Origin of the sequence: Streptomyces sp. NPDC001728 (assembly GCF_040297565.1) — a bacterium.
Taxonomy (GTDB): Bacteria; Actinomycetota; Actinomycetes; order Streptomycetales; family Streptomycetaceae; genus Streptomyces.
The window spans coordinates 1-12,358 of record NZ_JBEOZK010000014.1 but is presented as its reverse complement, the minus strand read 5'-3'; the positions used below and the strand labels follow the sequence as shown (position 1 = coordinate 12,358).

11 protein-coding genes and 1 pseudogene are annotated in these 12,358 nt (G+C 73.6%); 4 read left to right on the top strand and 8 right to left on the bottom strand.

All coding sequences use genetic code 11. The annotated features are described in order from the left end of the window. Positions 1 to 13: 13 nt before the first annotated feature. Positions 14 to 1,375: a DUF6777 domain-containing protein gene (locus tag ABT154_RS21015; protein ID WP_351858342.1), complete on the bottom strand. Its 1,362-nt coding sequence runs from the start codon at positions 1,373 to 1,375 to the stop codon at positions 14 to 16. A gap of 235 nt (positions 1,376 to 1,610) precedes the next feature. Here ABT154_RS21015 and ABT154_RS21010 point away from each other — a divergent pair, with 235 nt between their 5' ends. From ABT154_RS21010 to ABT154_RS21000, 3 genes are read left to right on the top strand one after another with little or no spacing between them, the layout of a single operon-like run. Continuing rightward, complete coding sequence (locus ABT154_RS21010; RefSeq protein WP_351858539.1) at positions 1,611 to 2,501, top strand: YndJ family protein; 891 nt, start codon at positions 1,611 to 1,613, stop codon at positions 2,499 to 2,501. Next, positions 2,498 to 3,049, top strand: a complete 552-nt coding sequence (locus ABT154_RS21005; RefSeq protein ID WP_351858341.1) for a DUF1990 domain-containing protein — start codon at positions 2,498 to 2,500, stop codon at positions 3,047 to 3,049. The genes ABT154_RS21010 and ABT154_RS21005 overlap by 4 nt, the downstream gene beginning before the upstream one ends. Positions 3,050 to 3,071: 22 nt before the next feature. Then, on the top strand, positions 3,072 to 4,499 hold the full coding sequence (locus tag ABT154_RS21000; RefSeq protein WP_351858340.1) for a lipase maturation factor family protein: 1,428 nt from the start codon (positions 3,072 to 3,074) through the stop codon (positions 4,497 to 4,499). A gap of 60 nt (positions 4,500 to 4,559) precedes the next feature. Here the strand turns inward: ABT154_RS21000 and ABT154_RS20995 are convergent, their stop codons facing one another. From ABT154_RS20995 to ABT154_RS20985, 3 genes are all read right to left on the bottom strand, one after another. Then, positions 4,560 to 4,730, bottom strand: a complete 171-nt coding sequence (locus ABT154_RS20995) for a hypothetical protein (RefSeq protein WP_351858339.1) — start codon at positions 4,728 to 4,730, stop codon at positions 4,560 to 4,562. A gap of 295 nt (positions 4,731 to 5,025) precedes the next feature. Next, positions 5,026 to 6,510, bottom strand: coding sequence for an SDR family NAD(P)-dependent oxidoreductase (locus tag ABT154_RS20990; RefSeq protein ID WP_351858338.1), 1,485 nt, complete (start codon positions 6,508 to 6,510; stop codon positions 5,026 to 5,028). 75 nt (positions 6,511 to 6,585) lie between these two features. Next, positions 6,586 to 7,299 (bottom strand): (2Fe-2S)-binding protein, encoded by a 714-nt coding sequence (locus ABT154_RS20985; RefSeq protein WP_351858337.1) that lies wholly within the window; start codon positions 7,297 to 7,299, stop codon positions 6,586 to 6,588. Between the two features lie 245 nt (positions 7,300 to 7,544). On the opposite strand from ABT154_RS20985, the gene ABT154_RS20980 reads away from it, so the two are divergent. Further along, positions 7,545 to 8,600, top strand: a complete 1,056-nt coding sequence (locus ABT154_RS20980) for a DMT family transporter (RefSeq protein WP_351858336.1) — start codon at positions 7,545 to 7,547, stop codon at positions 8,598 to 8,600. Here the strand turns inward: ABT154_RS20980 and ABT154_RS20975 are convergent. The 4 genes and pseudogenes from ABT154_RS20975 to panD all read right to left on the bottom strand — a co-directional run bounded on the left by ABT154_RS20975 (position 8,481) and on the right by panD (position 11,931). Then, positions 8,481 to 9,995: a transglycosylase family protein gene (locus tag ABT154_RS20975; protein WP_351858335.1), complete on the bottom strand. Its 1,515-nt coding sequence runs from the start codon at positions 9,993 to 9,995 to the stop codon at positions 8,481 to 8,483. The genes ABT154_RS20980 and ABT154_RS20975 overlap by 120 nt on opposite strands. Before the next feature lie 400 nt (positions 9,996 to 10,395). Beyond that, positions 10,396 to 11,073, bottom strand: a pseudogene (locus tag ABT154_RS20970) (arylsulfatase). Next, on the bottom strand, positions 11,070 to 11,414 hold the full coding sequence (locus ABT154_RS20965) for a GNAT family N-acetyltransferase (RefSeq protein ID WP_502969554.1): 345 nt from the start codon (positions 11,412 to 11,414) through the stop codon (positions 11,070 to 11,072). Before ABT154_RS20965 ends, ABT154_RS20970 begins: the two are co-directional and overlap by 4 nt. 52 nt (positions 11,415 to 11,466) lie before the next feature. Beyond that, positions 11,467 to 11,931: an aspartate 1-decarboxylase gene (gene panD, locus ABT154_RS20960; protein ID WP_351858333.1), complete on the bottom strand. Its 465-nt coding sequence runs from the start codon at positions 11,929 to 11,931 to the stop codon at positions 11,467 to 11,469. Positions 11,932 to 12,358 lie beyond the last annotated feature (427 nt).

Genomic DNA, 12,358 nt, shown 5'->3' with positions numbered 1-12,358 from the left:
AGGAAGATCCGTTTCACCCCTCGAAGGTCTCGGCCCGGTCCGGGACCGGGCCCGCCGGGAAGAGCTGGTCGGGCGGCAGCTCGCCGTCGGGCACGGTGGGCGGCACGGAGAAGGGGTCGGGGAAGGGTTCCGTACGGGGGTCGGTGTACGGGTCGGCAGAGGGGTCCGCGTAGGGGTCGTGGCTCCCGTCGGGGTTCCGGTCGGGGTTCCCGTCCGGGACAGGCGCGGTGTCGGGGACGGGGTGGTGGTTCGGGTCCGGGTTCGTGGGGGCGGGCTCGGTGCCGGTGCCACCGGTTCCTGAGGCGTCGGGGCCGACCGGCTGGGGGGCCGAGGGGGCGGACGGCACGGGCGCGGGCGGGACCGGGGAGGCGGGATCCGGGGAGGTACGTCGATCCGGGGCGCCGGTGTCGGGGGCACGGCTGTCCGGCGTGGCCGGGGCGGGTGTGCCGGTCCCGGTCAGGGCGCAGGCATCGGGGTCGCAGGCCGGTGCCACGGCGGGTGCGCGGTCCTCACGGCCGTCGCTGCCGGTCCGCCGCTCGATCCAGCTGCGGTCGGTGGCGTTCACGATGACCAGGCTGGTGACGACGGTGGTCGTGGGCCGGACGACGATCACGCGGTCGGGGTCGAACTCGTCCCAGGGATCGCCCCGGTGGACGCCGGACGGGGTCGCCGCCGGGGTACGCAGGGGGTTGCCGCAGGCGCAGCGGACGCGCGGCGACCCGTACTGGTCGACGAGGACGGCCGTACCGGACTGCAGGACGGACTGGAAGGCGGCGGCGCGGCCCTCGCGGTAGCCGTGGTTGGTGACCCTCACGTCGGCGCGGAGGACCACCGGGGTCAGCCCGCGCAGCCAGCCGGCGACCTTGCTCTCGGGGATGCCGGCGGCCTCCGCGAAGGCGCGGGACTTGCCCTGGTCGGCGCCGAGGAAGGCGACCTGCCGTTCGACGTCACAGCTGCCGACCGACCGGGTGCCCCCGTAGAGGCCCGGGGTGGAGCCGATGACCTCGCGGACCTGCTCGGCCGTGTCGCCCGGGTCCCGCTCGGGGGACGGCGGCCGTACGGCGTTGCGGACGGTGGAGGCGGTGAAGGGGTCGGGGCCCTGGGCCGCGACCGGCTGGAGGAACACGTCCTCGCCGCCGCCCGCCGCGGCGGGCGCGGCCCCGCCGCGCGAGCCCTCCCAGACGGAGGAGCAGCCGGCGAGCAGCAGGGCGGCGGCGAGGGCGGCGGCGGAGCGCGCGGCGGTACGGGTGGACACGGCCGCGAGGGCGGCGGCGGGGGCGCGCGTCGGCGCCTCCCCGCGCGTGCGGGCCTCGGCGCGCGTCCGGGCCTGCGCGGCGGTGGGGTTTCGCCGCGTCCGGCGAAGGGCTGAGCGCACCTGGTGTCTCCCGCTTCCTCGTCCCGGTTCCGGGCCCCGGGTTCCGGGCGGCCCTCCGGCCAGTCCCTCCGGCCGGTCCCTCATATCTGTCGCAGCACGCGGGGCACCGCAAGCGGAGGGCGGCCGACCGGGTAGGTGATCGGGGGCAAGGGACTTGAACACGTTCAAGAAAGCCTCTACGCTCGAAATCGCCAAGTTGAACGCGTTCAAGCGGGGGGAGGGGCACATGACCGCTCTGTCGGTCCTCGTCGCCTCGGTGGTCACGATCGGCATGTTCTGGGTGGTCCCGACGGGGCTCGCCCTCCTGGACGGCCCCCGGCCACCCGGCGGGGACCTGCTGCGGCGGGCCTGGCCGCTGTTCGCCGTCCCCGGCGCCGCGGCTCTGTGGCTGCCGCGCTCCGGGCTCTCGACCGCACTCGCAGCCGTATACGCCCTCGCCACCCTCGCGCTCGCGCTCCAGGCCCCGGCGAGGCTCTTCCTCACCCGCTCGCTGCGCCCGGCGGAGACGGCCGTGCTCACGGCCCTCGTCGCGCCCTCCGTCGCCGGTCTCGCGCTCGTCGCCGAGCGGGCCTCGTACCCGCTGTTCGGCTTCGACCTGGACCTCCTCGCGCTGACCGTCCCGCACTTCCACTTCGCGGGGTTCGCCGCCGCCCTGGTCGCCGGACTGCTCTGCCGCCTCGACGACGGTCCCGCCGCCCGCTTCGCCGCGCTCAGCGTCCCCGCCGGGACACTGCTCGTCCTGCTCGGCTACTTCGTCGACGACTGGGCCGAGCTCGCCGGGGCGGTCGTCCTCACCGCCGGAATGACCACGGTCGCCGTCCTCACCCTGCGCGAACGCCGTGCCGTGGCCACCGACCGGATCACCCGCGGACTGCTCGCCGTCTCGGCCGTGGTCCTCTTCGTCACGATGCTCCTTGCCCTGAGCTGGGCTCTCGGCGAGGCGACCGGCCTGCCTCACCTCAGCCTGACCTGGACGGCGGCGACCCACGGCCTGGGCAACGCCCTCGGCTTCACCGTCTGCGCCCTCCTCGCCCACCGCCGCCTCGCCGCGGGGCGCGAAGCCCCCGCCGACGCCTCCCCGAGCCCCTCCCCCACGAGCCACCCGCGAACGGAGCTTCCGGCATGACCCGCTTCCTCAGCAGCCTCTCCCGGCCCGCGCGTCCCCGTCCGTCCCTCAGCTACCGCGAGGTCGGGGCCACCGGGACCCCCGACCACCTCCCCGAGGGCTATCACCACCTCCGGCACAGCGCGGTCGTCGGCCACGGCCGGGCCGCCTTCGAGGCCGCCGGCAAGGCCGTCACCACCTGGCGGATGCACCGCGCCTCGGGGGCGGCCGTCCGTGCCGGGGCCGACCGCGCGGCCCCCGGCGTGACCGTGGAGGTCTCGGTGGGCCTCGGCGGGCTCAGGCTCGGCGTCCCCTGCTCGGTGATCTGGACGGCGTACGAGGAGCGGCGCACCGGCTTCGCCTACGGCACCCTCACCGGCCACCCGGAGTGCGGCGAGGAGTCCTTCGTCGTCGACCTCGAACCCGACGGCACCGTCCGGTTCACGGTCACCGCGTTCAGCCGCCCCGCCACCTGGTACACCCGGCTGGCCGGGCCCGTGGTCCCGGTGCTCCAGCGCGCCTACGCCCGCCGTCTCGGCAGCACCCTCCGGCGTCTCGTCAAGGGCTGATCCCGGGCCGATACTGGAAGCGATGGAGTGGTTCACGGCGCCCGACCTGTGGCTGGGCCGGATCGTCTTCCAGCGGGGTCTCGCCGCGCTGTACTGCGTGGCGTTCCTGTCGGCAGCCCTCCAATTCCGGGCGCTGATCGGGGAGCGCGGCATGCTCCCCGTACCGGAGTACGTCCGGGCGACCCGGGCGCGGCACACGCCCTCGCTGTTCCACTGGCGCTACTCCGACCGGCTGTTCGCCACGGTCTCCTGGTCCGGCGCGGCGGGGGCCCTCGCGCTGGTGGCGGGCGCGGGGGACGCGGTGCCGTTGCCGGTCTCGATGCTGCTGTGGCTGGTGCTGTGGGGGCTGTACCTGTCGATCGTGAACGTGGGCCAGACCTGGTACTCCTTCGGCTGGGAGTCACTGCTCCTGGAGGCCGGGTTCCTGGCGGTCTTCCTCGGAAACGACGACACGGGCCCGCCGGTCCTGGTCCTCTTCCTGCTGCGCTGGCTGCTCTTCCGGGTCGAGTTCGGTGCCGGGCTCATCAAGATCCGCGGCGACCGGTGCTGGCGGAACCTGACCTGCCTCTACCACCACCACGAGACCCAGCCGATGCCCGGCCCGCTGAGCTGGTTCTTCCACCACCTCCCGCACCCGCTGCACCGGGTGGAGGCGGCGGCCAACCACGCCGTGCAGCTGTTCGTGCCGTTCCTGCTGTTCACCCCGCAGCCGGTGGCCACGGTCGCGGCCGGGCTGATGGTGGCGACACAGCTGTGGCTGGTGCTCTCGGGCAACTTCGCCTGGCTGAACTGGATCACCATCGTGCTGGCGCTCTCCGTCGTGGACGCCTCGTCCCTCACGGGCACGCACCCGCGGCCGGACCCGCCGCTCTGGTACGTGGTCGTGGTCGTGGCGCTGACCGTGTTCGTGCTCGTACGGAGCTACCGCCCGGCGCGCAACCTGCTCTCCCGGGACCAGGCGATGAACCGCTCGTACGACCCGTATCACCTGGTCAACACCTATGGGGCGTTCGGCACGGTCGGCCGGATCAGGGACGAGATCGTGATCGAGGGGACCGACGACCCGGCGCCGCACGCGGGCACGGTGTGGCGGGAGTACGGCTTCAAGGGGAAGCCCGGTGATCCGCGCAGGGTGCCCCGGCAGTTCGCCCCGTACCATCTGCGGCTCGACTGGCTGATGTGGTTCGCGGCGCTCAGCCCCGGGTACGCGCGCGCGTGGTTCGGGCCGTTCGTCGAGCGGCTGCTCGACGGCGACCGGGACACCCTGCGGCTCCTGGCCCACAACCCCTTCCCGGACGCGCCGCCGGTCTTCGTCCGGGCCCGGCTGTACCGGTACCGCTACACGACCTGGCGCGAGCTCCGCGCGACCGGGGCCTGGTGGCACCGGACGCCGGTACGGGAGTACCTGCCGCCGACCCGGCTGCGGGAGCCCGCGCGCGGGCCCCGGTGAACGCGCCGGTGCCCCCGCGCCGCGAGCGGCGGGGGGGGCACCGGCGTGACCTGAGGGGGCTCAGTCGATGCCGGGCAGGATGTGGGGTTCGGCGAGGTCTTCCTCGTAGCCCGCGAGCCGGATCGGGGCCGCGTGGGCCCAGACCTCAAGGCTCCCCAGCTCGCCGTTCCGTCGTGGCCGGTCCTTGCGCTCGACCGGTCTCGGTTCCTGCTTCGTCAGTTCGGGTGTCACCGCGCACTCCTTTGTGTCGCGTACCTGTAGGACATTGCCGGTCGGTCGCGGTGGCGCCGGTCGTCGGGCGGGACCGCGGCCTCGGTGGACGGCCTGTCCCTGGAAGGCCGTGAGGACGGTGTGTCTCCTCGGTGGCCGACCGTGGACATCAGAGTAACCAAATGAGCGCGCCCGCGCTCTACCGGGCTCCAAAGTGTGACGCGATCGGGTGAACCGAGCCGAAAGAGCGCCCCACCGAAACCGGTGGGGCGCTCTTGCCGGGCAGGCCTGGACGCGGGCCGTCGGGCCGCGGGGACTACCAGTTGGCGGGGGCGTAGTCCTTCAGGAAGCAGCCGTACAGGTCCTCGCCGTCCTCGCCGCGCACGATCGGGTCGTAGACGCGGGCCGCGCCGTCGACCAGGTCGAGCGGGGCGTGGAAACCGGCCTCGGCCAGCCGCAGCTTGTCGAAGTGCGGACGCTCGTCGGTGATCCAGCCGGTGTCGACCGAGGTCATGAGGATGCCGTCGGTGCTGAACATCTCCTCACCGCTGGTCCGCGTCACCATGTTCATGGCGGCCTTGGCGGCGTTGGTGTTCGGGTGCCCCGCACCCTTGTAGCCGCGACTGAAGACCCCCTCCATCGCGGAGACGTTCACGACGTAGGAACGCCCGCTGGACGCCTTGCGCGCCGCCTCGGCCATGGCCGGGCGCAGCTTGCTGATCAGGATGAACGGCGCCGTGTAGTTGCACAGCTGGGTCTCCAGCAGCTCCACCGGGGAGATCTGCTCGATGCTCTGCACCCAGGTGTTGGAGTCGACGACGTCCGGCACGAGACCGCCCGCGTCGATGGCGGTGCCGTCGAGGTGCCGGGCGATGCTGGCGTTGCCCGCGACCAGGGCCAGGTCCGCGACCTGCTGTGCCTCCAGGTCGCGTACGCCGGCGGGCAGCTCGGACGAGCCGACGAGCTCGCCGACCGCGCCCGAGTTGAACGCGCCGATGACGTGGTGGGCGGGCAGCTCGCCGGCGGGCAGCGGCGCGCTCTCGCCGTCGACGAGGGCGGCGTAGGCGGAGGGCAGCCGGCGCACGGTCTGGGTCGCGTTGTTGATCAGGATGTCGAGCGAACCGGCCTCGGTCATCTGGTCCGCGAGCGCCACGGCCTGGGCGGGGTCGCGCAGGTCGATGCCGACGACCTCCAGGCGGTGCATCCAGTCCCCGGAGTCCTCCATCGCCTTGAAGCGGCGGATGGCGTCCTTGGGGAAGCGGGTGGTGATGGTGGTGTGGGCGCCGTCGCGCAGCAGCCGCAGCGCGATGTACATGCCGATCTTGGCCCGGCCGCCGGTGAGCAGGGCGCGCTTGCCGGTGAGGTCGGTGCGGGCCTCGCGCTTGGACCGGTTCAAGGCCGCGCAGTTCTGGCAGAGCTGGTGGTAGAAGTAGTCGACCTCGACGAACCGCGTCTTGCAGACGTAGCAGGACCGGGGGCGCTGGAGTATCCCGGCGATCCGGCCTTCCTCGGTGACGGAGGAGGGCAGGATGCCCTCGGTCTCGTCGTCGATGCGCTGCGCGGACCCGGTGGCCGTGGCCTCCGTGACCGCCTTGTCGTTGGCGGTCTTCGCGGCCCGGCGCTCCTGGCGGCGGCGCTGCTTCACCGTCCGGTAGATGCCGGCGGTGGCGCGCCGGACGCGGATCGCGTCCGGGTGGTCGACGTCGAGCTTGTCGAGCTCGTCGAGGACGCCGAGACAGACGGCCAGGCGTTCGGGGTCGACGCCCGGCCCGTAGTCCTGGGATTCTTCGGTCACCGTCATGGCCTTCGGGTTCCTCGTTCGCTCGTACGCCGTTCGTGGGCGGGTCGCCGTTCGTGGGCTTTCGAAAGTGCAACTTTACGGAGCGGGGGGCCGCGCCTCCAAACCCGTTCGGGGGGCGTGGTCGAAGACACAGTCCCCGCAGAGTCCGGCGCCGGGACAGCGGTAGTAGAGGCAGCAGCTGGCACGGCGCAGCCGGGGACCACGTACGGTGCCGGCGAGGGCGGGGTGGTCCAGCAGTCCGGAGACCAGGGCGGCGGCCCGCTCGGCCACGTCCGGGCGGCCGTGGGCACGGGCCCACCGGGTCAGTTCGCGCAGCGCCCCGGCGAGGGCGGAGCCCGCGTTCCCCCAGAGCAGGCGGCGGGAGATCCGTCCGTCGCGGCCGAGGGCCGCGTGCAGCGGTACGAGATGGGCCTCCTGGACGGCCGCGCGGAGTGCGTCCACCGTCGCGGGGCGGGTCGCGGAGCCGGACCACCACAGGTCGTCGGGTGAGGACAGTGCCCCGTCCCAGTGCAGCCCGGCGGGGTCGAGGTCGGGGAAGCTGCCGTGCAGGGCGGCCGGGCCGAGCGCCGTCGACCAGAGGCGGGCCGCGAGGCCGAGGTGGGCCACCGAGGCGCCGACGCGCCGCTCGGGGGCGCCGAGGCGGGCGGCGACCCGGTCCACGCGCGCGTGGAGGGGGCCGTCCTCCCCCGCGTACAGGAGGGCGAGGGGGCGGTGCGCGCCGCCGGTCTCCGGCGGGGTGGTCCGCAGGGCGAAGAAACCGCCCACCGATCCGCTCTCGACGAGATCCACCAGCGGTCCCCCTGCCTGTCTGTGCGTCTGTGCGTCTGTCTCTGGCTGTGCCGGATTCTCCGCCACCGTAGCCCGCCCTTCCCCGCCCTCGAAACGGCTCGAAAGAGACGCTTTGCACCCGTTCCGACCTGCGTGGGTGTACATCTCCGGGCGTACGCGGGGCCCGCGTACTACGTCGGTGGTATCCGCGAAGACGTCCCCTGGGACGACGACGCGATCGGCCGGGAAGAGAGATCGTGGAAGGTATGAGTCCCCTCGTGCTGTCCGTCCTCCTGGCCCTGGTCTCGGCGGTCGCCTACGCGGGCGCGGCGATCGTGCAGGAGCGGGTCGCCGCCTCCGTCGGCGGCCCGCGCTACGCGCCGCTGCGCAATCCGGCCTGGTGGGGGTCGGTCCTGCTCAACGGCATCGGCGCGACCCTGCACGTCGCGGCCCTCGCGTACGGCCCCCTGAGTCTGGTGCAGCCGCTGGGCGCCCTCACGATCGTGTTCGCGCTGCCCATGGCGGCCGTGTTCGTCGGCCGCAGGACCGGTCGGCGAGCCTGGCGCGGCGCCGTCATGGCCACGGCGGGCCTCGCGGGACTCCTGAGCCTCACGAGCGGCGCCGGGGGCCGGACCCTGGCCGACGGGGACCGGTGGCTGCTCACGGCCTGCACCTTCGGCGTGGTGGCCGGCCTGTTCACGGCGGCGCACCTGGTGGGCCGGTCGGTGCTCCGGAGCATCGTCCTCGCGGCGGCGGCGGGCGTCTCCTTCGGTATCGCGTCGGTCTTCACGAAGGCGGTGGCCGAGGAGTGGACGCCCGAGGCGCCGTTCGCCGAGTGGACCGGGCTGCTGGTGCTCTCGGCCCTGGCCGTCACCGGGCTGTTCCTCTCCCAGGCCTCGTACCGGGGCGCCGGTCTCGCCGCCCCGCTGGCCACCGTCACGGTGGTCAATCCGGTGGTCGCCGCCGCGGTGGGTCTGACCCTGTTCGGCGAGAGCTTCCGCTACGGCGCCGCGGGCACGGTCGCGGCGCTGATCTGCGGCGCGGTGGCCGCGGGCGGCCTGGTGCAGCTGACGCTCGACCGGATGACGGACCCGGCCGAGCCGCTCGCGGCGGCGGATCCGGCGCGGAGCCGGGGGACGGGACCGGGCGCGGGATCCGGCACCGGACCGGGCCGGATCGACGACACCCCCACTCCCAGGGCGTCAGAAGGTGACTCCGCGGGCCCTGAGGTACGCCAGGGGGTCGATGTCGGACCCGTACCCGGGACCCGTCCGCACCTCGAAGTGGAGGTGCGGTCCCGAGCTGTTGCCGGTCGACCCTGAGCGGCCGATGCGCTGGCCTGCGTGCACCCGCTGGCCTTCGCGGACGGCGAGCGCGGAGAGGTGCGCGTACTGGCTGTAGCGGCCGTCGTCGTGGCGCAGCACGATCTGGTAGCCGTACGCGCCGCCCCAGCCGGCGGAGACGATCCGGCCGCCGGACACCGCCTTGACGGAGGTTCCGGTGGGCACGGGGAAGTCGACGCCGGTGTGGTAGCCGCTGGCCCAGGAGGAGCCGGGTTTGCCGTAGCGGGTGCCGATGCCCGCGGAGACGGGGGCGGAGTAGCGGTCCTCGTCGGTGGTGGCGGGCCTGGGCTTGGGCTTGGCGGCCGGCTTGGCCACCGGTTTGGCCACCGGCTTGGCGGCCGGCCTCGTGGGCCGGGTCACCGGCTTCGTGGCGGGCTTGGTCACGGGCCTCTCGACGGGCTTCGTCGCCGGGTGCACGGCGGCGGGGCGGGTCCGGGGCACGGTGGGCTGCGCGGAGGGCCGTACGGGCGGAGCAGTGGCGGAGGGAACCTTGGGGAGAACCGTCCTCGCGGCGACGGCGGACCTCACTTCCGGCGTCTTCCCGGCCCGCGCGGGCTTCCCGGCCTGCGCGGGCTTCCCGGCCTGCGCGGGCTTCTTGGTCTGCCCCGGCTTCGCCGCCTGCGCGGACTTCTCCCCCTGCCCCGGCTTCTCGGCCGGGGCGGGCTTCTTCGGTGCGGCGATGCGCAGGGTCAGGCGCTGGCCGGGGAGGATGAGGTCGGGGTCGTCGCCGACGACGGGCCGGTTGCTGTCGTACAGCCCCTTCCAGCCGCCCTGGACCCGCTCTTCGAGGGCGATCTTCGACAGCGAGTCGCCGGGCGTCACCGTGTACATCTCACGGACGGTGGGTACGGCGGTCGGGCCGACGTTCCTGGCCTGGTGCGAGGCCTCGGCGGATAAGGCCCGCTGCCCCGGCATGGAGGCGGTCCTCATCGTGTTCCCGCCGCCGGAGGGCTTCGCCGCCGTCCGGCCGTCGGGGGTGACCTCGGGTGCCTCCCCGCCCCGGGCGAGCCCCGCACGGGGGCCGCACGCGGGCCAGGCACCGGGCCCCTGGCCCTTGAGGACGCGTTCGGCGATCGCGATCTGCTGGTCCTTGGAGGCCAGGTCGGCGCGCGGGGCGTAATGGGTGCCGCCGTACCGCTCCCAGGTGGACTGGCTGAACTGGAGGCCGCCGAAGTAGCCGTTGCCCGTGTTGATCTGCCAATGGGAGGTCGACTCGCAGGACGCGACCTTCTCCCAGACGTCGAGCGAGGCCGCGTGCACGGTGCCCGCGCCGATCAGCGGCAGCGCCATACCGGCGCCTCCCGCGGTGACGGTGAGCGAGGCACGGTTGATCCGGCTCGGCTGGTGGCGGCGGTGACGTCCGCGTACGGCCATGGGCCCCCCTTGAACACAGCGACAGCCGTCCAAGTTAGGGGTGACACACGCTCCGTGACAAGCGATACGCGAAACCTCAAGCGCCTTACGTCAGCTCGGCATTGACGCGGGACGCCGGCCGGCGGGGCCCGGCTGGGGCTGAGGCTCTGGTTCCGGTACGGGCCCGCCGGGCTGAGGAGCCGGAGAAGGGCTGGGGTCCGGAGGGACCGGGACCGGGCTCGGCGGCGGCACCGGAGGCGGCGAGGGGGCCGGCGGAGGGATCGGCGAGGGCGGCAGCGGATCGGGGTACGGGTGAGTCATGGCGGGACCTCTCGATCGACGGGTTCCGTCCCTCTCCAGGGTGGCCCGCCGGGCCGGACGGCGCCCGCCGGGGCCCGCCCTTCGGGTCGGAACCGAGGAGTCAGTCCCGCCCCGCGCGCATTGCGGCCTGCGCGGCGACCGCCTCGGCCGCCGCCGCGAGCCCGAGGCGTGGACTCGCCAGAACGGGCCGCCGGGTGGACATCCGCTCCACGGCGTCGGCCATCGACGCCTGGGCGAGGACGACGACGCCGCCCTCCGACAGGGGCGCGCGGTCCACGGAGGCCGCCACGGCGTCGAGGTAGCCGTCCCGGTCCCCCGCCTCGAACAACTCCCACGCCCCCCTCGACCACGACCGTGCTCCCGAACGAGGGCTCCGGTCCGGACTCCTCCGCGATGAGGGCGACGGTGGGCTCCAGGGTGGAGCGCAGGGCGGCCATCACGATGATCCGGCGGAACCGGGCGGCCTCGGCGGCCATCGGGCGGTCCACGCGCGGCACGGGCACGCCGAGCGCGCCCGCCTGGCGCTCGGCGTGCCCGTGCTGCGCGTGGAGCAGGTGCAGAGCACGGCGTCGGCGCCGTCCGTGACGGCCTCCGCGAGCGCGGCGGCCACCGGCCCCGCGACCGCGTCGGGCCCGGCGGACCGGGCCCGTAGCAGCAGCTCCTCGTCGACGAGATGGCGCGGCACGAGCCCGGGGTGGTACCGGTCGCGCAGCCCGTCGAAGACGGGTACGCGGACCGGCGAGGTGTGGAGCAGCGCCAGGGTGCCGGCCGGAGTCACCACAGGTCCGGGGTGGCCTTCAGCCGGCGCTTCGCCGCGCGGACCACGTCGGACGGGGGCACCGGGGCCTCGTCCGGGTGGCGCTCCGCCCATACGGCGGCGTACGGGCAGAGCGGTACGACAGGGACGCCCTCGGCGGCGGCGATGCCGTAGAACTCGCGCACGAGCGCCCCGGCGATCCCCTTCCCCTCGTGCGCCTCCTCGACGATCGTGTGCACGGCCACGAGGGCGTGGGGTTCGGCGTCGAGGACGAAGTAGACGACGACACCGACGAAGGTGTCCCCGTCGAAGGCCTCCAGACGTCCGTTCGGGCGGTCGTCGCGGATGTTCAGCTCGGCCATGTGGCGGTGCTCCCTGGACTCGGTCGGACGGGACCCGTACGCGAACCCGCGCTCAGACCCGTACGGGTACGGACTCCGAGGCGCCGGATTCCACGGCGGGGGCGGGCACGGCGTGCGGACCACGCACGGTGTCGCTCCCGGGGACGGGCGCGGACGCGTCGGTCCCGAGTTCCACGATGCGGTTGTCGCCGTCGACGTGCACGACGCGCGGGACGAACGTCCGGGCCTCGGCGTCCTCGACCTGCGCGTAACTGATGAGAATCACGAGGTCGCCGGGGTGCACGAGGTGCGCGGCGGCGCCGTTGATCCCGATGACACCGGAACCGCGCTCACCCTCGATGACGTAGGTCTCCAGCCGGGCCCCGTTGTCGATGTCGACGATGTGCACGAGCTCGCCGGGCAGCAGGTCGGCCGCCTCCATCAGCTCGGCGTCGACGGTGACCGATCCGACGTAGTGCAGATCGGCCTGGGTCACGGTCGCACGGTGGATCTTGGACTTGAATATCGTTCGAAGCATTGAGGTACTCCTGGACATAGGCTCCCTGCCTGCGTTTTTGCAGGTCAAGGGCTGTTTTCACACCTTACGGCGAGTCGCAAGTTCGGGCACCTGTCCCCAGGTCTTTCAGGACTCATGCTGACCACTTGCCGACTTTCCTGACGCACCATCAGGTGATGCCAAGGGGCTACATAGGCATGCCCCGGCTCCACCGCGACGACCTCGCAAGCCTACGCAGTGCACCCGCAGAAGCCCTCGTGACCACCATCACTCTCGCGGTACGGCGGCACACGATCCGTGTGAGCACGAGAACTCGCCGCCGCCGGAAGCCGCAGACAGCGCGGCCGTCTAGTACCAACGCCGTTCAGTTAAGGGCGGGGCCGGGGCGTCAAGGGTCGGTCGTGAGCATGCTGATGCTGATGGTGGCCTTGTAGGTAGCCCGGTCGAT

Coding starts and splice junctions, on each gene's coding strand:
- panD (WP_351858333.1), bottom strand. CDS start 11,931: ATGCTTCGAACGATATTCAAGTCCAAGATCCACCGTGCGACCGTGACC.
- ABT154_RS20990 (WP_351858338.1), bottom strand. CDS start 6,510: ATGACGGTGACCGAAGAATCCCAGGACTACGGGCCGGGCGTCGACCCC.
- ABT154_RS20980 (WP_351858336.1), top strand. CDS start 7,545: ATGAGTCCCCTCGTGCTGTCCGTCCTCCTGGCCCTGGTCTCGGCGGTC.
- ABT154_RS21005 (WP_351858341.1), top strand. CDS start 2,498: ATGACCCGCTTCCTCAGCAGCCTCTCCCGGCCCGCGCGTCCCCGTCCG.
- ABT154_RS20975 (WP_351858335.1), bottom strand. CDS start 9,995: ATGGCCGTACGCGGACGTCACCGCCGCCACCAGCCGAGCCGGATCAAC.
- ABT154_RS21000 (WP_351858340.1), top strand. CDS start 3,072: ATGGAGTGGTTCACGGCGCCCGACCTGTGGCTGGGCCGGATCGTCTTC.
- ABT154_RS20965 (WP_502969554.1), bottom strand. CDS start 11,414: ATGGCCGAGCTGAACATCCGCGACGACCGCCCGAACGGACGTCTGGAG.